The sequence below is a fragment of the Domibacillus sp. PGB-M46 genome (assembly GCF_022668875.1).
Classification (GTDB): Bacteria; Bacillota; Bacilli; order Bacillales; family Domibacillaceae; genus Domibacillus.
Window position 1 is genome coordinate 12,715 of sequence record NZ_JAKGCR010000007.1, and the last position, 26,680, is coordinate 39,394.

A 26,680-nucleotide genomic window follows, 5' to 3' on the forward strand; every position below is an offset into this window, starting at 1 on the left:
GTTCACTCGTCTCCTCTTTGTTCTTCTAACAGGCGGTCAATCACCCGGTCAATATCTGTTAAATCAAACCCTTTTCGGTAAAGAGCCGCTTTCATTTTCTGCCGGTATTCCCGTTCCTCGAAGGACCGGTAGCGCCGATGCGCTCTCTCCGCCTGATGCATAAGAGCTTCCAATTCCGCTTCCTCATCCGGTTCAGCGGCAGTGGCTGCTTTTTTTACAATATCAGCAGAATAGCCTTTTGTCATAATGTACTGCTCGGCTTTTTTTTGCTGCAAAAATGCAGAATCACGTTTGAATTTTTTAAGCTGTTTTTCAAATAGCGCGGCTGCTTTTTCAACCTGGTCTTCTTCTGTGAACTGCTCGATCAAGAGAGAAGCCGCATGATCATCAATTCCCTTTTCTTTTAGCTCGCGCAAAATCAGCTTTGGCCCTTTTTCTGTTGTTTGGATTTGTGTTTTTATATATGCGTCTGCAAACTGTTCATCATTCAAATAACCCATCGTTTCCAGCCGCTCCATAATTTCATCCCATGCGCCTGGTTCGATTTCCTTTTTCTTTAAATAGTCGAGCACTTCTTTTTTGGAACGCATGCGAAGAGATAAAAACTGAATGGCTGTGTTGACACCGCGATAAACACCGTCCCGCACAGTAATCACTTCAATGTCCGCTTCAGTCAGCACACGCCCTTTTTTTAATTCAAATTCTATTAAAACCGCTTCGTCGGCACTGAACGCGTAGCTGCCATCCACCTCTATATTATAGCGGTCTATCCGCTTTTGCTGTACCGATATTTTCGTAATAACGCCCATATACACCCCTCCTTGGCACATTCGTCTAGTTTGTTTTTCGAATGAAACAGGTAAAATACTATATAGTAAAAAGCGGGAGGTCTTAATGATGAAAGCAGTGATCGCAGGCGGAACCGGGTTTGTCGGCAAAGAATTAACAAATGAGCTGATCCGTCATGGATACGATGTTACTATTTTAACGCGAAATCCCGAAAATAAGAAAGAAGAAGACCGCCTTCATTACGTAAAGTGGCTCGCGGATGAAGCAGAACCGGAAGCAGCGTTAGCAGGAACAGACGTTTTTATTAACCTGGCTGGCGAATCCATTAACAGTGGACGATGGACAGAAGAAAGAAAACAAAGAATTTTAAACAGCCGCATCACCGCTACCCGTGAAATAGTCCGTATCATGAAGGCGCTCGAGCAAAAGCCAAAAGTGTTTATCAATGCAAGTGCTGTTGGGATTTATCCCTCATCCGACATGGATACGTTTACCGAATTATCTAGCGCAGCTGGCAGTGGTTTTTTAAGCCAGGTCGTCAATATTTGGGAACGTGAAGCGATTGAGGCGGACAAGGCGGGAATCCGGACCGTTCTTGCCCGGTTTGGTGTCGTGCTGGGTACAGAAGAAGGTGCACTTCCGCGAATGGCTCTTCCCTATAAAATCGGCGCAGGCGGAAAACTCGGCTCTGGCCGGCAGTGGGTATCATGGATTCATGTATGGGACGTGGCCCGCGCTATTCGGTTTGCGGCTGAACATAAAGCGATAGAAGGACCTATGAATATTACAGCCCCAAATCCAGTCAGAATGAATGACCTTGGGAAAATACTTGCCAAAGTGCTTGGCCGGCCGCACTGGCTGTTTGTTCCCGAGCCGGCGTTAAAACTGACACTGGGTGAAATGAGCACCATTGTTCTTGACGGCCAGCGCGTACTCCCGGCTAAACTCACCCAGGCCGGATTTGTTTTTCAATTCCCTCTTCTCCGTGGAGCGCTGAACGACTTATATTCAAATTAAAGAAAAAGCACGAAACAATATTGTTTCGTGCTTTTTGCTCTTCTTTAAACTGCCCATTACCATTCATTTTCAGGATAACTCGAAAAATGAATCATTTTACCATATCATGCTTTTGATTTTACTGTAAGCTTTACGACCGTCTCTACTTGCGCTGTCTGCGGAAACATGTCAACTGGCTGAATGCTGTCGATTTTGTATACAGGGGCCAGCGCCACTAAATCTTTTGCCAGCGTAGATGGATTGCAGGATACGTAAACAAATACAGATGGCTGAATCTGCTTAATTGTTTGAATCAGTTTCGGGTCCAGTCCGGTACGCGGCGGGTCGGTCACGAGCACATCCGGTATCCAGCCCTTTTCCTTCCAAATCGGCAGCCACTTTTCGGCAGGGCCGACTTCGTATGTCGCTTTCACGCCGTACTTTTCCGCATTGGCACGGGCATCTTTGATAGATGCCGCAATCGTGTCCATCCCACGCACTTCCGCTGCATTCTTTCCAATCCAAAGACCAATGGTTCCGGAACCGCAGTAAGCATCAGCCACTTTATCGGATGGCTGCACGTTTGCGGCTTTTTTAACTTCATCATAAAGTTTTTTTGTCTGCACCGGATTTAATTGAAAAAATGCACGGGCAGACAATTCGTATTCAAACTCGCCCAGCTCTTCGGAAATCGTATCGCTGCCAGCGATGGTTTTTGAAACATCACCCATTACGAGGTGTGTTTTGCCTGGATTTATATTATGAACAACTGACTTCACACGCGGCTTTAACTCCATCAACTGCTTGGCAAACTCTTCTGCTTTCGGAAACGTTTTATCTCCGGTTACGGCCACAGCTTGTATGTCTCCCGTCTCAAAGCCGTACCGGACAACGATCGTTTTAACGCCCTGTTTGTTTTTAGCGCTGTACACCGGAATGGACAACTTATTCATTAATTTCTTGGCAACGCGTATTGTTTCATCAACCGCTTTATGCTGAACAATACATTCCTCGATATTCACAAGCTGGTTTGAATTGGTGCTGTATAAGCCCATGATCATTTTACCTTTGTACACACCTGTTTGGAACTGTGCCTTGTTTCGGTAACGCCAAGGATCCTCCATTCCAATGGTGTCGTGGATCGGCAGTTTGTCAATATTAAAAGAAGTATAGCGATCAAGCGCCTGGACAACCAGTTCTTTTTTTTCCTTTAGCTGCCCCTCATAGCTAAGATGCTGAAGCTGGCAGCCGCCGCATTTTTCGTAAATGTCGCATGGCGGCGTTACCCGTTGTGGAGAAGGTTTGCGCAGCTTTTTTACTACCGCTTCTGTAAACTTCGGCATGACCTTTACCGCTTCTGCGGTAATTTCTTCTCCCGGCAGGGCACCCGGTACAAAAACAGCTTTTCGTTTAAAATAGCCAACGCCTTCCCCATTAATTCCTAATCGTTTTATCGTAAGCGGGAACGTTTGTCCCGGTTTCATATCAATCCCGTTTTTCATTTCTTCACCTCATATTTAACTGTATCACAGAACCATGCCAATCAAAAGAAGCCGGGCATTAAGCGCCGGCAAGATGATCGAGAGATTTAAACGTATAGCCTTTCTTTTTCAAATCACGAATGACATCCGGCAGCGCCTCGGCATTATCTTTTGATACGCTGTGCAGCATGATGACGGCACCCGGATGGATCTGCTTCATAATTTCATCATAGGCATATTGTTTTCCTTTCGGCTGATCAGCATACCAATCCACATAAGCCAATGACCACATCACATGTGTATAGCCGGCTTTTTGAGCAGTTTTTAACACGTTTTCAGAAAAAATTCCGCGCGGCGGGCGGACATATTTTGTTTTTTTCTGTCCGGTTACTTTAGCTACTTCTTTTTCAACCGATTTAAACTCTTCGATGACTGTGCTGCTTGGTACTGTTGTTAAATCATAATGATGCCAGGAATGGTTGCCGATAATATGTCCGTCTTTTACCATCCGTTTCAGCAAATCAGGTGCACTATCCACATAATGACCCGTTACAAAAAAAGCGGCAGGCACTTTTTCTTTTTTCAGCGTATTTAAAATGCTTTTCGTGTAGCCATTTTCATATCCATTGTCGAAGGTTAAATAAACGACTTTTTTCTTTGTATCCCCTTTATAAAAGGAGTCGTATTTCTCCAGCACTTCGTCAAGCTGGGCGCCTGCTTCAGCAGGGCGTCCGTCTGACGCTTTTTTAAATCCCCAATGAACAGCTTCGGACGACACGGCAATAATCGGCAGCATAAAAAGAAAAACGACAAACATAATAAATTGTCTCATCTCAGCACCATCCTTTTATGAATAAGATGTGCTGTATAAGAATTCTTCATCCGTGGAAAGATATTTCAAACAAAAAACCGGCACAAGGCCGGCTTTTCTTAAGCAAAAACAGGTTCTTTAAATTTCGCCAGTTTTTCGAGTGATGTTTTATCCACTTCTTCATGCAGGCTGTTTCCATGTGAATCCATCGTTACAACAGCGGTAAATCCTTCTACGCGCAAATGCCACATCGCTTCTGGAATACCAAACTGCATAAGGTCAACACCTTCTACCCCTTTGATGCAGTCTGCATAATACTGTGCGGCACCGCCAATTGCATTTAAATACACGCCGCCATGCTCATGCAGCGCCTGCAGCGTTTTTGGACCCATACCGCCTTTTCCGATTACAGCCCGAATGCCGAAACGCTTCATAATATCACCCTGGTACGGCTCTTCACGAATAGATGTTGTCGGACCAGCTGCTTTTACGTGCCACTGTCCATCCTCATCTTTAAGCATTACCGGGCCGCAATGATAAATCACCTGTCCGTTCAAATCAACCGGCGCACTATCGGCAGTGCTTAAATGTTTGTGGATCGCATCACGGCCTGTATACATCATGCCGTTAATTTGAACCACATCGCCGACTTTCAGCCCACGAATTTGTTCTTCTGTAATCGGCGCTTCCAGCGTTACAACACGGCTTTCTGATTTTACTTCCTGTTCCTCAGGCTGGGCTGACTCAAATGATACCTCGTCTCCATCCTGGTAAAACCATTCGTTAATTCCGCCTGTTTCTGCATTTACCGCTACTCCTAAACGGCGGTACGCCCAGCAATTGTAAGCAACAGAAACGAAGAAGCTCGCCGGCAGCCGGTTCATCACGCCGATTTTACAGCCAAGCAGTGTCGTTTCGCCGCCAAAGCCCATTGTACCGATGCCAAGCTCGTTTGCATGCTCAAGTACATATTCTTCAAGCTTGCGCAGCTCTTCATTTTCATTTATATCATCTACGCCGCGGAAAAGCTGTGCTTTCGCTAAATCATACCCGGATGAACGGTCGCCACCAATACCGACACCGATAAAGCCGGCTGAACAGCCCTGACCCTGCGCCTGATAAACAGAATGCATAATGCATTTACGAATGCCGTCCAAATCGCGGCCGGCTTTTCCAAGCCCTTCAAGCTCGCACGGAAGGCTGTACTGAATATTTTTATTTTCACAGCCGCCTCCCTTTAAAATAAGGCGGGCATCGATATAATCTTCTTCCCACTGTTCAAATTTAATCACCGGAGTTCCCGGACCAAGATTGTTTCCGCTGTTTGATCCATCGAGCGAATCAACAGAGTTTGGACGAAGCTTTCCGTCCTTTGTCGCCTGCTCAATAGCAGCATATATCGCTTTCTGAATATGTATTTGGTTGACACCAACAGGCGTTTTGATTTTAAACGTTGGCATTCCCGTATCCTGGCAGATCGGTGAAATATTATCGTCTGCCATTTTAATATTCGTTGTAATCGTATCCAAGCTCATTGCCGCGCGTGTGCCGGCGTTTTCACGCTCTTTTGCCCGTTTCACAGCACGGCGCACATCTTTCGGAAGATTCGTTGATGTTTCGACAATTAACGTATACATGCTTTGCTGAAATGTTTCCAAATTCATTGTGCAGTTCCCCCTCAGGATTTTACTTATGTACAAAACAGCTGCCATCTTCCTTATTATACGCCTGTGGCAAAACGTTTAAAAGAAAAATTCGCAAACGGTTTCAGTATTATGCTTTGTTCGCTTTCGAAAAATAGAATTCTATTATAAATGAAGCACAATGAATGATTTGTTGTTTCAGGTGCAGTTCAACGGATATTTCCCGCAAAAAAAAAACGATCCAATCAGGATCGTCTTTTTTATCCGCGGCTGCGAAACTGCTCACATTTTAATTCAATATCATCGATCATTTCAATTAAACGATCAATATCCTCTACTTCTGTTTCTTCTGGATCAATGGAATCCAGCACTTCCATAAAGATATTAAGCCGTTCTTTTAAGTAAACGACCTGCTTTTCTTTTTCATGAATTGGTTTCAAGTCTTTTCTTCCTTTCTTCCTTACAGCAAGTAAAAGCCAATGCCCATGATGAAGTATGCGGCCAGAAGTGTCAACCCTTCAAACCAGTTCGTTTCACCGTCATTGGAAATACTGATCGCCAAAAATACGGCGGTAATCATTGAAACAAGCTCCGGTACGGTGAATACAAGCGGCATTGGTGTTGGGAAAAGAAGCGATACGAGCACAAGCACCGGTGCCACGAACATGGCAACCTGAAGTGTCGAACCAATCGCAATTTCAACCGCAATGTCCATTTTGTTTTTCATTGCCATTAAAATTGCGGATGCATGCTCAGCGGCATTTCCAACAATCGCTACAATGATAACTCCAATAAAAAGTTCAGACCATCCAAATTGTTCACCGACCGCTTCAAATGTATGAACCAGACTTTCCGCCACATAGGCAACTGCTGCCGTTGCGGCAAGCAAAATAATAATTGCTTTTTTCTTGCCCCATTCTGGTACCTCTTCATGGTGAGCTGCCCCTTCTTCAGTGGCGTACACACCACGATGAGTCACAAGCTTAAAAAACAGCCCCGCTAAATAAATGGCGATCATGACAATCGAAATGCCTATACTTAAGTTCAATGTTTTTGCTTCATTCATGTTAAGAGAAAAAATTTCGGGAATCACAAATGCTACTACAACCGCGAAGATAAGCAATGCTGAATTGTGACGCGCATCATGGACGCTAAACGTCTGGCGCTTATATTTTAGTCCACCCATGAAAAAGGAAAGACCCGCTACCAGGAGCAGATTTCCGAGTACCGAACCTGTCAAAGAAGCAAGAACGACACCGATCAGTCCTGCTTTTAAAGCAAAGATCGAAATAATAAGTTCAACGGCGTTTCCAAAAGTCGCATTCAGCAGTCCGCCTATACGCGGCCCGACAACGATCGCCAAGCTCTCAGTAGCCCTTCCCATGTAACTTGACAGGGCAATCACGGTTGCACTGCAAATAACGAACATGACCACACTCGGCCAGTGTAAAAGTGAGCCTGCAACCGCCAATGGCAGACCTGCTGCAATGATAATTGCAAACACTTTTCCCATAATCCCACACTCCAATGCGTCAAAGTAAACAGCTTAATACTTAGTCATCATACCCGCTCTTTACCTGATTTAACACCATCGCCTGAATTATTTTTCCTTTTTTCCGATTAAACTTTTGCTTTCCTTTTCTCCATCTATAAACTCCCCTTTCCCTGTTCACAGCCTGTAATATACCCCTTGCATCTTTTTTTAATTATGGTATGATACTTATTACATTATAATTATTATAAAATAAAAATTAATTTATTCTAATTGAAATTCCTTATCAATAAAGGTTTTGGTAATGATAATCATCATCAATAAGGCGATCTTCATTCTCAATTAGAAAAGGAGGATACATAAATGATTACACATATTGAGAATCAACCAGCAGCGAAAAAATGGTTTGATGAAATCACTTCGCATATTGAATTGATTGCCGCTTTGTTCAGTGGCCTGCTTATTGTGGCTGGCTGGCTGCTGGATCGGAATGGCAGTGATACGGCATCGGTTGTTTTGTATTTATCTGCTTTTTTAATTGGCGGCTACGCAAAAGCCAAAGAAGGCATTGAAGCAACCATTGAAGAAAAAGAACTGAATGTAGAAATGCTGATGATTTTAGCTGCAGCCGGATCAGCAGCGATTGGCTATTGGACAGAAGGAGCTATATTAATTTTTATTTTTGCAGTGAGTGGTGCTCTTGAGACATATACGATGAATAAAAGCCAGCGGGAAATTTCTGCCCTTATGGAGATTCAGCCTGATACAGCACTTGTGGTTCGTAATGGAACGGAAGAGTCTGTTCATGTTTCCGAATTAAAGCGCGGCGATGTGATTGTCGTAAAGCCTGGTGAGCGTGTACCGGCGGATGGCCGGATTTCAAAAGGCTATACAACGATCGATGAGGCCGCTATTACCGGTGAGTCGATCCCTGTTTCCAAAGAAGCCGGAGCGGATGTTTTTGCCGGAACAGTCAATATGACCGGATCGGTTTATATTGATGTCACAAAAAGAGCGGATGAAACTCTTTTTCAAAAAATCATCAATCTCGTACAGTCGGCACAAAGTGAGAAATCACCGTCACAACAATTTATTGAACGGTTTGAAGGAATCTATGTAAAAGCGGTACTGGCCGTTGTAGCGCTCATGATGTTTGTGCCGCACTATCTTCTCGGCTGGAGCTGGACTGAAACGTTTTACCGCGCTATGGTCCTGCTTGTTGTTGCATCACCGTGTGCACTGGTTGCCTCTATTATGCCGGCTACACTGTCGGCTATCTCTACCGGCGCCCGTAACGGTATTCTGTTTAAAGGCGGCGCCCACCTGGAGAATTTAAGTCATGTAAAAGCCATTGCTTTTGATAAAACCGGTACGTTAACACGCGGTAAACCAGAAGTAACGAATGTGGTCATCCGCGATGATGTGGCTCGTATGGAATTGCTTGGGGCAGCTGCTTCCATTGAAAGCCGGTCCAATCATCCGCTTGCTCATGCCATCGTCCGTTATGTAAATGAACAGGGTATTTCCTTCTCTCCCCCGGAGCACGTTGAAGATGCAGCCGGCTGGGGCGTAAAAGGAATCGTCGGCACGAAGACCTGGAAAATTGGCAAAGCCGATTTTGTAGGAAACGGGCAAGCAGCCGCTTTTGCAGATGGAGCTGCCCTTCAATTTGCCCAGGCAGGCAAAACAACAGTTTACGTGGCCGATGAAAATGGCGTTGCCGCGATTATTGCTCTGCAGGATATCATTCGCGAAGAAACAAAGCAGGCACTTAAAACGTTGCAGGATGAAGGCATTTTTACCATTATGCTGACAGGTGACAGTGAAAAAACTGCCCGCGCTATTGCTTCTGAAGCATCACTTGATTCCTACATTGCCGACTGCCTGCCAGAGCATAAGGTAGATCAAGTAAAAAAACTGCTCGAAACATATGGAACGGTCGCGATGGTGGGCGACGGTATTAACGATGCACCTGCCCTTGCTTCTGCTTCTGTCGGCATCGCAATGGGCGAAGGCTCGGATGTAGCGCTTGAAACAGCAGATATCGTTTTAATGAAAAATGATCTTCCGAAAATTGCCGATGCTATTAAGCTGTCCCGCAGAATGCAGAAGATTGTGAAACAAAACATCGTCTTTTCCATTTCCGTAATTGTTCTTTTGATTATCTCCAATTTTTTTCAAATGCTGGATTTGCCGTTTGGTGTTATTGGCCATGAGGGAAGTACGATTCTCGTTATATTAAACGGCCTTCGGTTATTAAAAAACACTTAAAAAAAGCCCCGCTTGAGAATCTCTCAGGCGGGGCTTTCCCTATGCTGCTCCACGTTTTTGATCATTGCGCAGGGCATTGATTTCACCGCCAACGAGAATAATCATCGCCGACAGGTAAAGCCAGATCATTAAAATGATCACTCCCCCGATACTTCCGTATGTGGCCGAATAATTGCCGAAATTATTTACATAAAATGAAAAACCGAGTGAAGTAATAATCCATCCAATTGTAGCGAAAATGGCACCGGGCACAACGGTTACATATTTTACTTTTAAGTTTGGTGCCAAGTAGTACAGCCCGGCAAACACTAAAAACAAAACAACCGGCGGAAGCAGGAATCGAATCCATGTCCACAGGGCTAGGAATTCATCACCCATGCCTAAAAATTCAAACGCCAATTCGCCGATCTGCTGGCCAAATACTTGGAGAATCAGCATGACCGCAATTACAAAGATAAAAGCGAAGGTCAGCAAAATCGACAGTCCGCGCGCTATATAAAAAGGTCTAGTTTCTTTTACGTCATACGCATGGTTGAGCCCTTTAATAACTGCGTTCATCGCATTGGATGCCGACCAGATGGTCCCCAAAATCCCGACGGACAACAGGCCGCCATTTTGATTGGATGTCACTTCCTGAAGTGTGTCCTGTACAAGACTTAAGGAATCGGAAGGCGCAAAGTCCTTGATTACATTAAATACTTCATTCGGATCAATTGGCAAATACCCGAGCAGCGTGACCATAAAGATCAGCAGCGGAAACAGCGCTAACAGGAAAAAGTAAGCCATTTGCGCCGCAACACCTGGTACATCGGACGACTTTACGCGCCTGAACAGGTGCTTAATAAAAATGCGAAGCGCTGATTTTTTATCTGTTTGATCTGCCAATAGAGCTCTCCTCCGTTATAACGTCGGGTTAGTTGCACTTGGTGACGAAGCAGCTGGTCCCTGCTCTTGGGGAACAAAGGTGGATTTTGTTTCTTCGACAAGATCCTTCACCTCTGGTGTCAGCTCTTTTAAGTCATCCACCTTGCCTTTAATGAAAGAAACGTCTTCATTAATTTTTTGTGCTGTTTCTGTTGCGCGGTCAATCAGCTCACGTGATGATGTCGTCAGCTGTTCCGGATCTTTTGCGAGTGCAATAACATAACTTGTCCAAGAAGCCATCTCCTGGCGTGTTCTGCTGTCTAATAATGCGATTGCGCCTCCAATTGCAGCTCCTGCTGCTACACTGATGAAAAATTTACCTTTACCCATTGAATGATCATCCTTTCTTTTCTTTGTCTCAGCATTTTTAAAGTATTCGGCTTGCCAAGCCAGTTTTCCTTTTCGATGTTCAAGCTTTTCCCTTAATAAAAAAGATTAAAACGCATATTCATAAAAAATAAATCCATTAGCCGGCCAGCTGATTTCCAAATGGGTCTCAAAAAAAGAAATGGAGGTCTGAAATGGGACAAGACAGCCTTTTAGAGATACTTAGCCGCATCAGCTCATTTATCTGGGGCCTGCCTCTGTTAATTTTAATCACCCTTACCGGTATTTACCTCACTTTGCGTATCGGCTTTTTACAAATACGGCTGCTTCCTTATTCCCTTAAGCTGGCATTCAGTAAAAGCCAGGATTCTGACTCAGAGGGAGACATCTCTCATTTCGAGGCTTTAATGACAGCGCTGGCTGCTACAATCGGCACCGGGAATATTGTAGGTGTAGCCAGCGCTATATTAATAGGCGGGCCAGGCGCTCTTTTTTGGATGTGGATCAGCGCTTTTTTCGGAATGGCTACAAAGTACGCAGAAGCCGTTCTCGCGGTTAAATACCGGGTGCAGGACGAAAACGGTGAAATGTCCGGCGGCCCGATGTACTATCTTGAACACGGACTTCGCCAAAGATGGCTCGGTGTTTTGTTTGCTGCTTTTGGTGCCATTGCCGCTTTCGGTATCGGCAACCTTGTTCAGGCCAATTCCGTCGCCGGAGTCGTCCGGTCTGTTTTTCATATACCGAATTGGGGAACCGGCCTTGCATTGATGCTTTTCACAGGCCTGGTCCTCCTTGGCGGCATTCAAAGCATTGGACGGGTTACTTCCTTTTTTATTCCTTTTATGGCTGCTTTTTATGTACTTGCCGGCTTGATTGTTTTATTGATAAATGCAGAACAAATTCCAGCAGCGCTTTCCTTGATTCTGGCGGATGCTTTTACAGGAGACGCAGCTGCGGGCGGTGCTCTTGGCACCGTGATACGCTATGGTGTAGCCCGGGGTGTTTTCTCCAATGAAGCGGGTCTTGGTTCTGCTTCGATTGCGGCGGCTGCAGCCAAAACCGATTTTCCGGCACGCCAGGCGCTTGTTTCCATGACGCAGGTATTTATTGATACAATTGTTATTTGTTCGATTACTGGACTGACGATCGTGTTAGCGGGCCAGTATAACAGCGGCCTGCATGGAAGTGAATTGACTACCGCTTCCTTTAATACTTTTCTTGGCTCTGCCGGCTCCTATGTGGTTGCCGTCGGCTTGCTGTTCTTCGCTTCTGCTACGATTATCGGCTGGTCTTATTACGGCGAGAAATGCTGCACCTATTTATTCAGCAAAAAAATCATTCCTTATTATCGGGCTGCTTTTGTGTTTGCTGCCTTTGTTGGAGCGGTAGCGAGCCTTGATCTTGTTTGGACGTTTTCAGATATTATGAATGGTTTAATGGCATTGCCAAATTTAATCGGCGTTCTGGCTCTTTCCGGTGTTGTTGTTTCAGAAACGCGAATTATTTTAAAGAAAATACGCGAAGAGAAGGATATAGTTTAAGCTTTTCTTTTCCTTTATTGACAACCTTCCTAAAACGTGGAATGATGGTTAAAAATGAAAAAGGTGACGACGTTTTGGATTTAAGCAAAAAATCAGCAGAAAATATTCAGTATATGGTTGATCAAATCACTACGAAATTACGAATGGTAAACACGGGTGCAATCAGCCCTGAGCATTTCAGCACTTCTTCCTATGACGATCTAAAGGATATCTATGAATTAGTGATCCGCAAACAGTCTTTTAGCCCCAGTGAAATGCAGGCAATTGCCGAAGAACTTGGAAACTTGCGTAAATAATAAAAACACCCGCTTCCTTAGAGCGGGTGTTTTTATTATTTACTGGTCCCTGTTTTCGTCGGTTTGAAATTGCTTCATTGAATCACCAAGCTCATTAGAATGTTCATCGAGCTGCGCAGCAATAGAAGAAATAGCTTCTACCGACTGGTTTGTCTGCTGCACACTGGCCGCTGCTTCTTCAATGCCGGCTGCTGACTCTTGAGAAACAGCTGCAATACTCGAAATGGATTGGTTCACTTTTGCAGTATGATCCATAATCACATAAAGCGAATCTGAGATTGAAGCCACATTGGTGCTTAACTGACTGATGTGTTCTTTCATTGCGGTAAATTTATCGCCGGTGCCAGTAATCTGGTTCGTTCCTTCTGCGACAAGCTCGTAGCCGCCTTCAAGCGTTATCACCACTTCGGCAGACTCCTGCTGAACACTGGCAATAATCGAGTTGATACCAGTAATCGACTGGGCTACCTGCTCAGCCAGTTTTCTTACTTCATCCGCTACAATCGCAAATCCCCGGCCATGCTCCCCTGCCCGTGCAGCTTCGATCGCTGCATTTAGGGCAAGCAGATTGGTTTGCTCTGCTACCTGGCGGATAATGCTGACAAGCTCTGTAATATCTTTCATCCGGGTATCAAGCCCTTTTACCTTTTGAAGTGCTTCTGTCATGTTTTGGTAAATAGTGTTCATATGCTCAACTGACTGCTTCATTTCCTGCTCGCCTTCATCCGTTAAAGAAACCATTTCGGCTGCTCCCTGTCTGACATCCTCACCGCTCATTGCCGCGATAGAAATATCCTCTACAAACTTACCAAACATTTCTGTTAAGGCAGTAGCAGACCGTGCCTGCTCTTCTGCTCCGGCAGACATCTGCTCCATCATCGCCGCAATCTGGCTTGTTTCCTGCTGGACGCGGCCTGATTGTTCATGCAGCACAGTGCTTTCTTCTTCTACTTTGCCAGATACGTTTTTAATCTGCGAAAAAATCGAACCGATCTGTTCATTCATTTCATTGATGGCCAGTATAAGCTGGCCGACTTCATCGTCTGCATCGGAGTGAAGCGGCTCACCATGAATACGGCCGGCTGCCATGTCCTTCATTCGCTGGGCTGCATCTTTGAGGGGACGAATAATTGAACGTACACTTCCCCACGCCAGAACGGTGCCAATAAGCAGGGCGGCAGCACCTAAAATCAAACTGATAGCCATAGAGCGCTGCCCAAAATCGATAACGCTTTCACTTTGATCTGCTATTTGCTTGATACTTTGTGGTGAAACCTCCCCGCCTTCAAGCAGCGGCGGCAGCGTCTCAGAAAGAAGGTTTTCCGTATTCTGATTTAAGCTTGAAATGGCTATAAAGTTTACAGCTGAGATGATTAATGCTAAAGCAATTAGTAAACCAAAACTGACAAAAAGCTTTCCACGTAAGCTTTTCATTTTTCTCACTCCCTCAAAAATAAGCAAAATATAATAGTCCTTATAACCTATTATACATTTTACTTAAAAAAAAACGACCATTTTCCCCAAAAAAAAAGCCGCTTAAGCGGCTTTTTTTACGAGGACAATAGTTTTAAAGACTCACGGTTAAATGCTGGAATATCGTCTGGCTGACGGCTTGTGACAAGCTGGTTTTGGCAGACCACTACTTCTTTGTCCTGAACCTTTGCTCCGGCGTATTCCATATCAACTTGAATGGATTTGTATCCTGTCGCATCGCGTCCTTCAAGTGATTTCGCTGTGATCAGCAGCTGCGGTCCATGGCAAATCGCAAAAACAGGTTTTTTTGCGTCCATAAACTCTTTTGTAAATTGTACAAAGCGGTCATCCGCACGCAGCTGATCCGGGGAAAATCCACCTGGCAGCAGCAGGGCGTCGAAATCGGAGGAATTGACTTCATCAATCCCTTTATTGATCGAAACGGACGCTTCTCCCTGTTTTCCATTAACCGTTTTTCCTGCTTCTTTTTCAATCGTTATCAGTTCATGACCAGCTTCCTGGAATGCTTTAGCAGGTTCTGTGTATTCCACATCCTCAAACATGTCTGTAATAAGTACGGCAATTTTTTTACTCATAACGTGCTCCTTTCCGATTACACTAGTTCAAATAATTTACGTTTTAGGTTTACCCTGCCCGATTTTCTTTAAACAAAAAAAACAGAAAGAGCGAGGCTCTTTCTGTTATTCTGCCGAAGAACTGACGGATTGCTCCGTTTCGCCCTGCGGCAAAATTAAAATTTCAACACGGCGGTTTTGGGCCCGCCCTTCAGCCGTATCGTTCGACGCGATCGGCTGGTATTCACCGTAGCCTTTCGCACTGAAAAGCCGCGGATCAAGCTGGTTATTTTTTAAAATTTCTTTCATAAAGTTCACAGCCCGCATCGCGCTCAGCTCCCAGTTCGAATCAAACTGAGCGGTTTTGATCGGCATATTGTCTGTGTGACCGCTGATAATAATGCTGCGCGGCGTATCCATGACAAGCAGTTTTGAAATATCGCGGGCGCTTGCAAGCTGATCCGGCTGGATTTCTGCGTCACCGGAACTAAATAAAACATTATCCCGAATACGAAGCAGCAGCCCTTCGCCGTTAAGTGCTGTTTCTACTTTGTCCTCAAGGTTATTTTCTTTTATATAATCGGTCATTTTTTTCTGCATTTCCTTGAGCTCTTCTTTATCGGCTGCCTTTAAGTTTTCCTCTTGTTCTTCCGTTTCTGTCATCGATGGATCAGAAACGGGGCTTGGAAAATCAAGAACGCCGCTGCCTCCTTCAAGCTCATTATTAAAAGCTGAGGCAATGGCCTGAAACTTTTGCACATCCATGGAGCTGCTTGCAAACAAAACGATAAAAAGAGCGAGGAGGAGTGTCAGCAAGTCCGCATACGGGATGAGCCACGATTCATCTACATGATCTTCATGCTTTTTATGGCGTTTACGCTTGGCCATCTCCTAATCCCCCTCCATCGGCATTTAATAGTTTTTTCTTTTCATCCGCAGGCAGGTAGGAAGCAAGCTTTTGTTCCAGAACGCGCGGCGCTTCTCCCTCTAGAATCGAAAGAATGCCTTCAATCATCATTTCCTTTGTTTTCGCTTCCATCGATGATTTTCGCTTTAGCTTATTTGCAAATGGATGCCATAATACATACCCTGTAAAAATACCAAGCAGCGTTGCCACAAATGCAGCAGAAATGGCATGGCCGAGCGCATCTGTGTCGCTCATGTTGCCAAGCGCGGCAATCAAGCCGACTACTGCCCCCAGCACCCCAAGTGTCGGTGCGTACGTGCCCGCCTGTGTAAAAATAGCAGCCGCCGCTGTATGGCGGTCTTCCATCGCGGCGATTTCTTCACTTAATACATCGCGGATATAATCTGCGCTCTGTCCATCTACTGCAAGGTTCATACCATTTTTTAAAAAGTCATCCTCAATATCGTTCATTTTTGTTTCGAGAGATAATAATCCTTCTTTACGGGCAAGCTCCGCCCAGCTTGTGAACAAGCCGATCACTTCCTGAGGAGTCATTCTTTTTTGGTCCTTAAATAAAATACCGAATAATTTTGGCACTTTTTTCAATTCTGAACCGGGGAAAGCAATTGTTACAGCTGCCACTGTTCCAAGAATAATAATTAAAAACGCGGCCGGGTTAATTAAAACAGCGGGGCTTACTCCTTTGGCGATCATGCCGACTCCGACGGCAATAATAGCTAGAATAATACCAACAAGAGATGTTTTATCCACAATACATTAGCTCCTTACTTCTATATACTTTGATCTTTATATCGGCAGGTTCAGCCATAATTTACACGTTTCGACAAAGAAAAGAATGACAGAAGTGTTACACTGGCATTCTTTTTAGGCTAAACTTAATAAAACTTTAGCACCAGCTTTACATCCTTTTGCTAAACTAATCCCAATCAACTTAATTTATACGAGGTTTTCATTTATGAATCTATCATTCTTTCTTTTCTTTGCATTTGTCGTTATTTTAATTATTTTGTTTAGATTCCAGCGTAAAAAATATGCTTTTCACCGAAAGCGGACAGACTTATTAACAAATCTTCCAAACCGCCGCAGCCTCGAACAGTTTATCGAAGCCCGGACTACACCGCTCAATCTCCCAATTGCCGTTGTAGTCATTGATCTTGATAATTTCAATTGGATCAATGAAAAATACGGCTATGAAAGCGGCGACAGTGTTTTGGTTGAGTTTTCAGAGCGACTTGCGTTTTCCGCCCCTGCCCATAGTCTCGCCGCCCGTATTGAAGGAAATAAATTCGCGCTCGCTATACCCGGCACATACAGCCGCGAGGAAATTCAGACGATGCTTGCTGACCAGTTTCTTTCCCTGCAAAGCCCATTTTATATTTCCGGCGCCCCAGTTCACCTTACTTTTTCAGCAGGTGTTGCCCTGGCTCCCGAGGATGGAAGGAACGGCCACACGCTTTTACTTCATGCTGAGCGGGCTCTGCGCCATGTAAAGCATCATGGAAAAAACAATCTTGTGCTGTACAATACGTCTTTTCAACGGCAGGACCTCGAACTTCAGCTGGCTATGAGCTTCCGAAGCGCTCTTCAAAACGGCGAATTTTTCTTGTGTTATCAGCCTAAATTGAGCATTCACAGTGGAAAGGCTGATTCTGTTGAAGCACTTATTCGCTGGAACAGCCCGATTCACGGTACAGTATCACCTGCTTTATTTATTCCGGTTGCTGAAAAAAACGGATTTATCTTCGATTTAACAAAATGGATCTTACAGGAAGCCTGCCGTCAGATAAAAAAATGGTCAGAAACGAATCATACATTTCAGCGAGTGGCTGTTAATATTTCTGCACCGCTGTTTTTATCAGACCGGCTGCCTGAAATGATTCATGATATTCTTCATGACTGTAAGCTGGATGCCCGGTTTCTTGAACTGGAAATAACGGAAACAGCAGTGATGGAAGACTTTCAAAATGCCTGCCGTATTATCACTCTGCTGAAAAAAGAAGGCATTACCATTTCACTGGACGATTTTGGAACAGGCGTTTCATCACTGACGCATTTGAAAAACCTTCCGATTGATACACTTAAAATCGACAAGTCCTTTATTAACGAAATTCATACTTCTTTTGAAGACAAAGCACTTGTTGAAATGATTATTCAGCTGGCAAACTTATTCGGGCTGTCCGTTACGGCAGAAGGCGTGGAAAAACAAGAGCAGATGAACGTGCTGCAAAGGCTGGGCTGCGACTCCATTCAAGGTTATTTAATCAGCCGGCCTGAGCTTCCTGATGTTTTGGATGCTTATTTTACGGAAAAAAAATATGGTTCCTAAAAAAGCCGCAGCCTCCATGTTGGAAGCTGCGGCTTTTTCATTATGCCTGCAAGGCCATTGCCGGCCCGAAAAATTCATATTTGATATTTTGCTCGCTGAAGCCAAGCTCGGTTAAATGGCGAACGACAGCTTGCATAAACGGCACCGGACCGCATACATAGCAGGTGCTTTGCGGATCAAGAACATCTTGTAAAAAGCTTTTACTAATATAGCCGGTTACATCACATACATCCGACTCATTTTTTTTCTCTTCATAAGCCACGTACATCTTTCCATTGGAAAGACGACTTATTTGTTCCGCCGCTTCTTCTTCAAATGCACGTGCCTCTTTGTTTCGTGCCGCTTGAATCAGAACCGTTTGCCGGTCTGGTTCATTTTGTGCAATCGAGCCAAGCATTGCCATCATCGGTGTGATCCCTACTCCGCCCGCAATAAGCGCCACAGGCTGTGTGCCTTGTTCTAAATAAAAATCACCGGCTGGCGCACTGACTTCCAATGTATCGCCTTCTTGCAGCTGGTCATGAAGGTAAACAGACACTTTTCCTTCCGGATTCTGATCGGCTTCCCGTTTGACAGAAATGCGGAAAGAATGGGACCCAGGTGCTTGTGACAAGCTGTATTGGCGGTTCACTAAAAACTCTTCTCCAGGGATGGAGGTCCGAATCGTAATATACTGTCCTGGCAGATAAGCCGGCACAGGCTCGCCGTCCTTTGCTTTTAAATAGAAGGAAGTAATCAATGAGCTTTCTTTTACTTTTCTTTGAATCACGAACTCTTTAAAATCCTTCCAGCCATGCTGCTGCCGTTCTGCCTGGTCATACATTTCTTTTTCTACATCGATAAATATTTGAGCAATAACCCCGTATGCTTCTGCCCATGCATTAATGATGTCGTCTGTCGCCGCTTGGCCGAGCACGCCTTTGATCGCCTTCAGCAAATATTCCCCTACAATCGGATAATGTTCGGCCTTGATGGCAAGACTGCGATGCTTGTGGGCAATTTGTTTAACAGCCGGAAGCAGTACTTCAAGCTGATCAATGTACTTGGCTGCAGCATAAACTGTATTGGCCAAAGCCGTTTGCTGACGTCCTTTCGACTGGTTGGCATGATTAAAAATATTGAGCAGCTCGGGGTGGGCTTCAAACATCGTTCTATAGAAATAAGTTGTGATTTCAACACCGTGTGTTTCCAAAATAGGAGCAGTTGATTTAACGATATCGATTGTTTTTTGTGATAGCACAATAATTCCCCCTGGGTCTTTTTAAAAGATACATTTTTAATACATCTTATTTATACGCCACCTGTCCCTGAAAAACAATATTAAAAAGTATGTTTAAAAAAACGTTCACAATTGCACAAATTTCTCCTTACATGACATAATAGACCTATAGGACAGGTGAGAACGATGAAACTAACCCTTTATACAGACTACTCGCTTCGCATGCTTGTTTTTCTTGGAGCAAAAGAAGAAGGAGAACTATCTAATATAAAAGAAATTGCCGATGCGTATAATATTTCAAAAAACCATTTAATGAAAGTGACGCATGAATTAGGCAAGCTCGGCTATATCGAAACAATCCGGGGGCGAAATGGCGGTATCCGCCTGGCAAAAAAACCTTCTGATATTAATATCGGTGAAGTTGTCCGGAAAACCGAGGATGATTTTCACATTGTTGAATGCTTTGTTGATCCCGGCCGCTGCTCGATCACTCCAATTTGCGGACTGCGCCACGTATTTGCGGAAGCACTGCAGGCCTTTCTTGCGGTACTGGATCGTTATACGCTAAATGACTTTTTAGCAGACAAGGATATGCTCCGTATCTTTTTGGAATCCGACGCTTCTATTATGTAAGTAATCACCTTTTTTGATAAACTGTCTATATTACATAGGCAAAGGAGAATATCGATGAAAACTTTCGAGGAACAGCTCCAAAATTACGCGCAGCTTGCAGTCACAACCGGCGTGAATATTCAGCCAGGACAAACACTCGTTGTGCGTGCAGCTATTGATTCAGCACAGCTTGTCCGCTTAATCGTAGAAAAAGCTTACCAGGCGGGTGCCAAGCACGTATATGTAGACTGGAGCGATGACACAGTATCTAGATTAAAATACATGCTTGCACCCGAAGAGGCTTTTCATGAGTTTCCAGCATGGAACAAACAAATGATGGAATCACTTGCCGAAGAAGGCGCTGCTTTTATGTCGATCGTCTCGTCCGGACCGGACTTGTTAAAAGGCGTCGATGGAAGACGGATTGCGGCTTATCAGAAAGCGGCCGGCACAGCGATGAAAAAGTACCGCGAATACATTCAGTCAGACAAAGTAAGCTGGACGGTCATCGCAGCTCCTTCACAGGATTGGGCCGATAAAGTATTTGAGGATCTTCCACAGGAAGATCGGGTTCCAGCCCTATGGGACGCCATTTTTAAAGCGGTACGTGCGGATCATGAGGATGCTGTTCAATCCTGGAAAAACCATGATGCCCGCCTTGTAGAAAAAGTCACAGAGTTAAACAAGCAGCATTTTAAAACGCTTCATTATACTGCGCCCGGCACGGACTTAACGATTGATCTGCCAGACACGCACCTATGGGTCGGAGCCGGCAGTATAAATGAGCAGGGCCATAGCTTCATGGCGAATATGCCGACCGAAGAAGTTTTCACAGTCCCGGTTAAAACCGGTGTGAACGGATACGTAAAAGCAACAAAGCCGCTCAGCTATGCGGGCAATATTATTGATGGCTTTACAGTTACGTTTAAGGATGGACGAATCGTGGATGTATCGGCCGAGCAGGGTGAAGAAGTATTAAAGCAGCTGATCGATACAGATGAAGGTTCGCATTATCTTGGAGAGGTGGCACTCGTTCCTCATGACTCCCCTATTTCCAATGCAGGTATCCTGTTTTTCAACACGCTTTTCGATGAAAATGCATCCAATCACCTTGCGATCGGCAGTGCATATGCATTTTGTATTGAAGGCGGCAAGGGAATGTCGCAGGAGGAGCTCGAGAAAAACGGTTTAAACACGAGCATCACTCACGTTGATTTTATGATCGGTTCTGCTGAAATGAATATTGACGGTATTAAAGCAGACGGCACACGTGAAGCGGTTTTCCGCAACGGCAACTGGGCATAATGGCTAAAAAAAGATCCCGGGGTTCTCGGGATCTTTTTTTAAAAGCTAAATTCGTTTAACCGGTTGTAATATTTAATCAAAAATTCATAAAACAGCTTCTCAGACGGCGGCAGCATCCTTGATTTCGTCATGATGACCCCTACAGTCCGGGTCACACGCGGCACGCTGACCGGAATACTGACAGTCCCTACCGGCGTTTGGTCAATCAGCAGTGTTTCTGGCAGGAGACTCACACCAAGCCCTGCTTCCACTAACCCTTTAATCGTATAAATATCCTCACTTTCAAAAGCCACAGACGGTTCGAAATTTACTTTTCTGCATGCATCAAGAACAAGTGCCCGCATATCATATCCTGTACGAAACAAGACAAACTGATCGTCCACCAAGTCACGAAGATTAATCGACGACTGCTTAGCTAAACGGTGGTGAGTCGGAATAAGGGCTCTCATGTGCTCAGAGAAAAAAACATGTGTGTTGATTTCAGCCGTCGGCTCCGGAACAGGTGATACAAAGGCAAGATCGATTTCCCCCTTTTCCACGCGTTCACGCAGTTCCCGGTTGGAACCTTGTTTAAAATCAAAGCCAACATCCGAGTATTGATTTCGAAAAGCAGAAATGACACGGGGCAATGTTTTTGTGGCTAAGGAATTCGGAAAACCAAGGCGGATTTTGCCGGCTTCCGGGTTTAAATAATCTTCAATTGCTTTTACTGCTTTATCCATCGCTTCCATCGCCACAAGAGCATGGTCGTAAAAAATACGCCCTGCATGGGTCAGGCGGACGCTGCGTCCTTCGCGCAAAAAAAGCTCAACGCCAAGTTCATCTTCGAGCTTGGCAATTTGGCGGCTGACAGCAGACTGCGCAACATGCAGATGAAAAGCGGCTTCCGTCATATGTTCCTGGCGCGCCACTTCCATGAAGTATTTCACTTGTCTCATTTCCATTTTCATCCACACTCCTGACTCATATCATTTTGAGATCAATAACTGATTAATAATATATTGATTGTATCATTTCTGAACCCTACAATAAATATAACAGAAAAAGATGATTTGAACGCGGAGGTGCACAACATGAATCTATACGGTTACCCAGAAAAACAGGGCTTATATGATCCGAAAAATGAACATGATGCCTGCGGTATCGGTTTTATTGCAAATATAAAAGGTCGTCCATCCCACAAAATTGTGCAGGATGGTATTCATATGCTTTGCCGTTTGGAACACCGCGGCGGAAACTTAAACGGAACAACTGGCGATGGCGCAGGAATTATGCTGCAAATCTGCGATGATTTTTTCCGTAAAGAGTGCGAAAATTTAAACATTACGTTACCTGCTCCATATGATTATGCAGTCGGTATGTTCTTTTTACCACAAAACGAAAAAGAACGTGAGCAAATTCAAGTAGAAACAGAATTAATTCTTCACGAAGAAGGCTTAAAATTGCTTGGCTGGCGTGACGTTCCGGTTAACCCGGAAGCAGCTGGACCAGAAGCGCTTGTGATCGCTCCCTATGTGATGCAGCTATTTGTCGAAAAAAGCAAAAAGCACGAAACAGAAAAAGATTTTGAACGTGCGCTTTATGTAATGAGAAAACGTGTCGAAAATGAGATCGGAAATAACCCAGATGTAAAAGGCTCATTCTACATCCCAAGCTTTTCAACACGGACCATTATTTATAAAGGAATGCTGACGCCTGAACAAATCGATCAGTATTATGTTGATCTGGCAAAAGAAGACTATCAATCTGCTTTTTCCCTTGTTCACTCGCGTTTTAGTACAAACACATTCCCAAGCTGGGAACGTGCGCATCCGTACCGCTATTTAATTCACAACGGTGAAATTAATACAAACCGCGGAAATGTAAGCTGGATGCAATCGCGTGAGAAAGCCGGCTATTCTAAACTGTTTGGCGATCAATACAAAGACCTTCTGCCAGTTATCGATACAAACGGCAGTGACTCGGCAATGCTTGATAACGCCATCGAATTTTTAACACTTTCAGGCCGCTCCCTTCCGCATGCAGCGATGATGCTGATTCCGGAACCATGGGACCGCGATCCGCATATGGCAGATCCAAAGCTTGCTTTTTATGAATACCACAGCTGCTTAATGGAGCCATGGGATGGACCAACCTCTATTTCTTTCACAGATGGACGCAAAATCGGAACAATCCTTGACCGTAATGGCTTGCGCCCGGCTCGTTACTACGTAACAGATGACGATCATATTATCTACTCATCTGAAGTAGGTACGATTGAAGTAGATGAAAAACGCATCGTGAAAAAAGAAACAGTCAGCGCTGGTGAAATGCTACTTGTTGATTTAGAGGAAGGACGCATTGTTTCTGACGAAGAAATCAAGCAGGAAATCACAACAGCAGAGCCTTACCGTGAATGGCTTGATCAAAACCTAGTGCACATTACGGACCTTGAAGATGCGTCTGGTGCAAAGGAAGAAGCTTTTACTGAAAAAGAAATGCTGAACCTTCATAAAGCATTCGGCTACACGTTCGATGAGCTGACAAAACAAATTGCCCCAATGGCGACAGAAAAAACCGATCCAATCGGTTCAATGGGTTATGATGCACCGCTTGCTGTTTTGTCTGAGCGTCCACAGCTTTTATACAACTATTTTAAACAGCTGTTCGCACAAGTAACGAACCCGCCAATCGATGCGATTCGCGAAGATAACGTTGTATCCATGATGACGCTTCTTGGCAATGAAGGAAACATTTTGGCTCCTTCAGCCGAAAACAGCCGTCGTATTCGCTTAGAAACACCGATTCTTGGCGAAAAAGAATGGAATAAAATCGTACAGAATCAAAATCCTGCATTCCAAACAGCTACTCTTTCTCTTCTATTTAATACGAAAGAAAAAGTAGATTTGGCCGATACAATGACAGCTTTGTATAAACAGGCAGATGCAGCAATTGAAAGTGGCGCATCTATTCTGATCTTGTCAGACCGAGGCGTAACAAACAAACAAGCAGCGGTCCCTGCCCTTCTTGCTGTGAGCGGTATTCATCAGCATTTAATCAAAAACGGACGCCGTACAAATGTCAGCCTTGTGCTTGATACAGCAGAAGCACGTGACGTACATCAATTCTGCTGCTTGATTGGCTACGGCGCAGATGCGATTTACCCATACCTTGCGATTGCTTCCCTCCGCTCAATGGTAGCAGACGGAACAATTCCAGGCATGACAACAGAAGAAGCTGAGAAAAACTACAACTACGCAGCAACAAGCGGCATCATTAAAGTAATGGCGAAAATGGGGATTTCCACCGTTCAAAGTTACCGCGGTGCACAAATTTTCGAAGCAGTCGGTATTGGACGCGAAGTAATCGAAACATACTTTACAGGCACGACAACAGCGCTAAGCGGTATTACGCTTGATGTGGTACTTCAAGAAACGCTTGTCCGCCATCACGACGCATTCGGTAAAGGTGAATTCACAGACCCGACTCTTGATTCAAGCGGTGAATTCCAATGGAGACGCACAGGTGAAAAACACGCCTTTAATCCAAAAACGATCCACATGCTCCAGCATGCGGCACGAACAAATAACTACGAGCTTTATAAAGAATACTCAGAGCTTGTAAACGAAGAAAATATTATGTTCCTTCGTGGATTGCTAGATTTAGATTTCACTGCCCGTCCATCGGTTTCGCTCGATGAAGTTGAACCACTTGAAAGTATCTTTAAACGCTTTAAGTCCGGTGCCATGTCTTATGGTTCTATTAGTAAAGAAGCCCATGAATCACTGGCTATTGCCTTGAACCGCCTGGGTGGAAAAAGCAACAGCGGTGAAGGCGGCGAGGATTCAGACCGCTATACACCAGATGTAAACGGAGATATCCGTTCAAGTGCGATTAAGCAGGTTGCTTCCGGCCGTTTCGGTGTGACAAGCGAGTACTTAAATACAGCATCTGAGATTCAAATCAAAATGGCCCAAGGCGCAAAGCCGGGCGAAGGCGGCCATCTGCCTGGTAAAAAGGTATATCCATGGATCGCGGAAACACGCGGTTCTACACCAGGTGTCGGCTTGATTTCTCCTCCTCCTCACCATGATATTTATTCAATTGAGGACTTGGCGCAGCTTATTTATGACTTGAAAAATGCGAACCATAAAGCGCGTATCAACGTGAAGCTGGTAGCCAAAACAGGTGTCGGTACAATTGCAGCCGGGGTTGCAAAAGGCTTGGCAGATGTTATTCTTGTCAGCGGCTATGAAGGCGGTACAGGTGCTTCGCCAAAAACAAGTATTAAGCACACCGGCCTTCCGTGGGAAATCGGCTTGGCTGAAACACACCAGACTCTTCTTATGAACGGTTTGCGTGAAAAAGTAACACTTGAAACAGACGGAAAGCTTATGAACGGCCGTGATGTAGTGATTGCTGCCCTTCTTGGTGCCGAGGAATTCGGTTTTGCAACAGCTCCACTTGTTGTTCTTGGCTGCGTGATGATGCGCGTATGCCATATGGATACATGCCCAGTTGGCGTTGCGACACAAAACCCGGCACTGCGTGAAAAATTCATGGGTGATGCCGACCACGTAGTGAACTACTTGACATTCGTGGGACGCGAAATCCGTGAATTGATGGCTGAGCTTGGCTTCCGTACAATTGATGAAATGATTGGTCAAAAACAAGTATTAAAGCCGCATGCAAGAAAAGATCAGCATCCGAAAGCGAAATACTTGGATCTGTTCCCTCTTCTTTACATGACGCCGCTTAAGCCGGGCCAGAAACAATATAAAACAACAGATCAAGATTACAAGCTGAACCGTACGATTGACCGCCGTCTTCTATTAGACGCTGTTCGCCCAGCGCTTGAAAACAAAGAAGCTGTTGCGGCTGAATTTGATATTATCAATACCGATCGTGCGGCTGGTACGATTACCGGTTCCGCTGTAACACTTGCACACGGTGCGGAAGGCCTTCCAGACAATACCGTTCAATTCACATTCAACGGCTCGGCTGGACAAAGCTTTGGCGCTTTCCTTCCAAAAGGTTTGACGTTTACAGTGAATGGAGACGCGAACGATTACTTCGGTAAAGGTCTTTCAGGCGGACGCCTTGTTGTTCGTCCACACAGCGATGCAAACCTTGTACCGCATGAACACGCTATTTGCGGAAACGTAAACTTATACGGTGCAACAAGCGGTGAAGCGTTTATTAACGGCCGTGCCGGAACACGTTTTGCTGTTCGTAACAGCGGTGCCGATATTGTCGTTGAAGGCGTAACGGATCACGGCTGTGAGTACATGACCGGCGGACGCGTTGTGATTCTTGGTCCAACTGGCCGCAATTTTGCAGCAGGTATGTCCGGTGGTATTGCTTACCTGTACGCGCCGGAGCGTGATCGTACTGAAAGCCTCGTCAACCGTGAAATGGTTCTGACAGAATCATTGGACGGCTTACAAGAAGAAAACGAATTAAAAACATTGATTACACGTCACCTGCAATGGACAGGCAGTCCGATTGCCAGTTCTATTCTTGAAAATTGGGAAACGGAGAAACACCACTTTATCCGTGTTATCCCTTACGAATACAAAGAAATGATGAAATCTATTTCTTACTATGAACAGCAGGGAATGAAAACGGCTGATGCGAAGTACGCAGCATTTACAGAGAAAAAAATGCCAGTCGTTGAGAACGCGTAAGA

General features: G+C 44.8%; 22 protein-coding genes. 8 read left to right on the forward strand and 14 right to left on the reverse strand.

The genetic code is table 11. The features are described from left to right. Positions 1–2 precede the first annotated feature (2 nt). On the reverse strand, positions 3–809 hold the full coding sequence (gene recX, locus L2D08_RS10780; RefSeq protein ID WP_242233780.1) for a recombination regulator RecX: 807 nt from the start codon (positions 807–809) through the stop codon (positions 3–5). Positions 810–897: 88 nt separating this feature from the next. Between recX and L2D08_RS10785 the strand changes: the two genes are divergently transcribed. Further along, positions 898–1,806, forward strand: coding sequence for a TIGR01777 family oxidoreductase (locus tag L2D08_RS10785; protein WP_242233781.1), 909 nt, complete (start codon positions 898–900; stop codon positions 1,804–1,806). 104 nt (positions 1,807–1,910) lie between these two features. Here the strand turns inward: L2D08_RS10785 and rlmD are convergent, their stop codons facing one another. The 5 genes from rlmD to cax all read right to left on the reverse strand — a co-directional run bounded on the left by rlmD (position 1,911) and on the right by cax (position 7,233). Beyond that, on the reverse strand, positions 1,911–3,287 hold the full coding sequence (gene rlmD, locus L2D08_RS10790) for a 23S rRNA (uracil(1939)-C(5))-methyltransferase RlmD (protein WP_242233782.1): 1,377 nt from the start codon (positions 3,285–3,287) through the stop codon (positions 1,911–1,913). Positions 3,288–3,345: 58 nt separating this feature from the next. Then, positions 3,346–4,098, reverse strand: a complete 753-nt coding sequence (pdaA, locus tag L2D08_RS10795; RefSeq protein ID WP_242233783.1) for a delta-lactam-biosynthetic de-N-acetylase — start codon at positions 4,096–4,098, stop codon at positions 3,346–3,348. Positions 4,099–4,196: 98 nt separating this feature from the next. Then, complete coding sequence (locus L2D08_RS10800) at positions 4,197–5,741, reverse strand: fumarate hydratase (RefSeq protein ID WP_304653930.1); 1,545 nt, start codon at positions 5,739–5,741, stop codon at positions 4,197–4,199. Positions 5,742–5,980: 239 nt separating this feature from the next. Further along, on the reverse strand, positions 5,981–6,160 hold the full coding sequence (locus tag L2D08_RS10805) for an SE1561 family protein (protein WP_242233784.1): 180 nt from the start codon (positions 6,158–6,160) through the stop codon (positions 5,981–5,983). 20 nt (positions 6,161–6,180) lie between these two features. Then, the gene (cax, locus tag L2D08_RS10810) at positions 6,181–7,233 is read right to left on the reverse strand and encodes a calcium/proton exchanger (protein ID WP_242233785.1); all 1,053 of its coding nucleotides are present in this window, start codon (positions 7,231–7,233) and stop codon (positions 6,181–6,183) included. Positions 7,234–7,575: 342 nt separating this feature from the next. Here cax and L2D08_RS10815 point away from each other — a divergent pair, with 342 nt between their 5' ends. Continuing rightward, positions 7,576–9,483 carry a heavy metal translocating P-type ATPase gene (locus tag L2D08_RS10815; protein WP_242233786.1) on the forward strand — a complete coding sequence of 636 codons (1,908 nt, stop codon included), beginning with the start codon at positions 7,576–7,578 and terminating at the stop codon, positions 9,481–9,483. Between the two features lie 39 nt (positions 9,484–9,522). Here the strand turns inward: L2D08_RS10815 and L2D08_RS10820 are convergent, their stop codons facing one another. Both L2D08_RS10820 and L2D08_RS10825 read right to left on the reverse strand, forming a co-directional pair. Then, positions 9,523–10,368, reverse strand: coding sequence for a YihY/virulence factor BrkB family protein (locus L2D08_RS10820; protein ID WP_242233787.1), 846 nt, complete (start codon positions 10,366–10,368; stop codon positions 9,523–9,525). A 15-nt stretch (positions 10,369–10,383) separates the two neighbouring features. Further along, entirely contained in the window at positions 10,384–10,737 is a 354-nt protein-coding gene (locus L2D08_RS10825) for a hypothetical protein (RefSeq protein ID WP_242233788.1), read from the reverse strand. A 191-nt stretch (positions 10,738–10,928) separates the two neighbouring features. On the opposite strand from L2D08_RS10825, the gene L2D08_RS10830 reads away from it, so the two are divergent. After that, on the forward strand, positions 10,929–12,278 hold the full coding sequence (locus L2D08_RS10830) for an alanine/glycine:cation symporter family protein (RefSeq protein WP_242233789.1): 1,350 nt from the start codon (positions 10,929–10,931) through the stop codon (positions 12,276–12,278). Positions 12,279–12,352: 74 nt separating this feature from the next. Then, entirely contained in the window at positions 12,353–12,574 is a 222-nt protein-coding gene (locus tag L2D08_RS10835) for a DUF1128 domain-containing protein (protein ID WP_242233790.1), read from the forward strand. Between the two features lie 39 nt (positions 12,575–12,613). Here the strand turns inward: L2D08_RS10835 and L2D08_RS10840 are convergent, their stop codons facing one another. From L2D08_RS10840 to motA, 4 genes are all read right to left on the reverse strand, one after another. Continuing rightward, positions 12,614–14,008: a methyl-accepting chemotaxis protein gene (locus L2D08_RS10840; protein WP_242233791.1), complete on the reverse strand. Its 1,395-nt coding sequence runs from the start codon at positions 14,006–14,008 to the stop codon at positions 12,614–12,616. A 116-nt stretch (positions 14,009–14,124) separates the two neighbouring features. Further along, positions 14,125–14,643 carry a type 1 glutamine amidotransferase domain-containing protein gene (locus L2D08_RS10845; RefSeq protein WP_242233792.1) on the reverse strand — a complete coding sequence of 173 codons (519 nt, stop codon included), beginning with the start codon at positions 14,641–14,643 and terminating at the stop codon, positions 14,125–14,127. A 105-nt stretch (positions 14,644–14,748) separates the two neighbouring features. Continuing rightward, the gene (gene motB / locus L2D08_RS10850; protein WP_242233793.1) at positions 14,749–15,510 is read right to left on the reverse strand and encodes a flagellar motor protein MotB; all 762 of its coding nucleotides are present in this window, start codon (positions 15,508–15,510) and stop codon (positions 14,749–14,751) included. After that, positions 15,497–16,300, reverse strand: coding sequence for a flagellar motor stator protein MotA (gene motA / locus L2D08_RS10855; RefSeq protein WP_242233794.1), 804 nt, complete (start codon positions 16,298–16,300; stop codon positions 15,497–15,499). Before motA ends, motB begins: the two co-directional genes overlap by 14 nt. Positions 16,301–16,505: 205 nt before the next feature. On the opposite strand from motA, the gene L2D08_RS10860 reads away from it, so the two are divergent. After that, positions 16,506–17,876: a putative bifunctional diguanylate cyclase/phosphodiesterase gene (locus tag L2D08_RS10860; RefSeq protein WP_242233795.1), complete on the forward strand. Its 1,371-nt coding sequence runs from the start codon at positions 16,506–16,508 to the stop codon at positions 17,874–17,876. Between the two features lie 40 nt (positions 17,877–17,916). On the opposite strand, the gene hmpA is transcribed toward L2D08_RS10860, so the two are convergent. Next, positions 17,917–19,116, reverse strand: a complete 1,200-nt coding sequence (hmpA, locus tag L2D08_RS10865; protein WP_242233796.1) for an NO-inducible flavohemoprotein — start codon at positions 19,114–19,116, stop codon at positions 17,917–17,919. Between the two features lie 165 nt (positions 19,117–19,281). On the opposite strand from hmpA, the gene L2D08_RS10870 reads away from it, so the two are divergent. Both L2D08_RS10870 and L2D08_RS10875 read left to right on the forward strand, forming a co-directional pair. Continuing rightward, positions 19,282–19,728 carry an RrF2 family transcriptional regulator gene (locus tag L2D08_RS10870; protein ID WP_242233797.1) on the forward strand — a complete coding sequence of 149 codons (447 nt, stop codon included), beginning with the start codon at positions 19,282–19,284 and terminating at the stop codon, positions 19,726–19,728. A gap of 54 nt (positions 19,729–19,782) precedes the next feature. After that, entirely contained in the window at positions 19,783–21,012 is a 1,230-nt protein-coding gene (locus L2D08_RS10875; RefSeq protein ID WP_242233798.1) for an aminopeptidase, read from the forward strand. A 38-nt stretch (positions 21,013–21,050) separates the two neighbouring features. Here L2D08_RS10875 and gltC read toward each other — a convergent pair whose 3' ends face one another. Continuing rightward, positions 21,051–21,956 carry a glutamate biosynthesis transcriptional regulator GltC gene (gene gltC, locus L2D08_RS10880; protein ID WP_242233799.1) on the reverse strand — a complete coding sequence of 302 codons (906 nt, stop codon included), beginning with the start codon at positions 21,954–21,956 and terminating at the stop codon, positions 21,051–21,053. Between the two features lie 129 nt (positions 21,957–22,085). On the opposite strand from gltC, the gene gltB reads away from it, so the two are divergent. After that, positions 22,086–26,678 carry a glutamate synthase large subunit gene (gltB, locus tag L2D08_RS10885; RefSeq protein ID WP_242233800.1) on the forward strand — a complete coding sequence of 1,531 codons (4,593 nt, stop codon included), beginning with the start codon at positions 22,086–22,088 and terminating at the stop codon, positions 26,676–26,678. Positions 26,679–26,680 lie beyond the last annotated feature (2 nt).

Excerpts from the sequence above, each read along its gene's own strand:
- L2D08_RS10830 (WP_242233789.1), top strand. The coding sequence starts at position 10,929 with ATGGGACAAGACAGCCTTTTAGAGATACTTAGCCGCATCAGCTCATTT.
- motB (WP_242233793.1), bottom strand. The coding sequence starts at position 15,510 with ATGGCCAAGCGTAAACGCCATAAAAAGCATGAAGATCATGTAGATGAA.
- gltB (WP_242233800.1), top strand. The coding sequence starts at position 22,086 with ATGAATCTATACGGTTACCCAGAAAAACAGGGCTTATATGATCCGAAA.
- L2D08_RS10840 (WP_242233791.1), bottom strand. The coding sequence starts at position 14,008 with ATGAAAAGCTTACGTGGAAAGCTTTTTGTCAGTTTTGGTTTACTAATT.
- L2D08_RS10870 (WP_242233797.1), top strand. The coding sequence starts at position 19,282 with ATGAAACTAACCCTTTATACAGACTACTCGCTTCGCATGCTTGTTTTT.
- L2D08_RS10845 (WP_242233792.1), bottom strand. The coding sequence starts at position 14,643 with ATGAGTAAAAAAATTGCCGTACTTATTACAGACATGTTTGAGGATGTG.
- L2D08_RS10785 (WP_242233781.1), top strand. The coding sequence starts at position 898 with ATGAAAGCAGTGATCGCAGGCGGAACCGGGTTTGTCGGCAAAGAATTA.
- gltC (WP_242233799.1), bottom strand. The coding sequence starts at position 21,956 with ATGGAAATGAGACAAGTGAAATACTTCATGGAAGTGGCGCGCCAGGAA.
- L2D08_RS10860 (WP_242233795.1), top strand. The coding sequence starts at position 16,506 with ATGAATCTATCATTCTTTCTTTTCTTTGCATTTGTCGTTATTTTAATT.
- L2D08_RS10800 (WP_304653930.1), bottom strand. The coding sequence starts at position 5,741 with ATGAATTTGGAAACATTTCAGCAAAGCATGTATACGTTAATTGTCGAA.
- L2D08_RS10825 (WP_242233788.1), bottom strand. The coding sequence starts at position 10,737 with ATGGGTAAAGGTAAATTTTTCATCAGTGTAGCAGCAGGAGCTGCAATT.
- recX (WP_242233780.1), bottom strand. The coding sequence starts at position 809 with ATGGGCGTTATTACGAAAATATCGGTACAGCAAAAGCGGATAGACCGC.
- L2D08_RS10875 (WP_242233798.1), top strand. The coding sequence starts at position 19,783 with ATGAAAACTTTCGAGGAACAGCTCCAAAATTACGCGCAGCTTGCAGTC.
- pdaA (WP_242233783.1), bottom strand. The coding sequence starts at position 4,098 with ATGAGACAATTTATTATGTTTGTCGTTTTTCTTTTTATGCTGCCGATT.
- cax (WP_242233785.1), bottom strand. The coding sequence starts at position 7,233 with ATGGGAAAAGTGTTTGCAATTATCATTGCAGCAGGTCTGCCATTGGCG.
- L2D08_RS10815 (WP_242233786.1), top strand. The coding sequence starts at position 7,576 with ATGATTACACATATTGAGAATCAACCAGCAGCGAAAAAATGGTTTGAT.
- rlmD (WP_242233782.1), bottom strand. The coding sequence starts at position 3,287 with ATGAAAAACGGGATTGATATGAAACCGGGACAAACGTTCCCGCTTACG.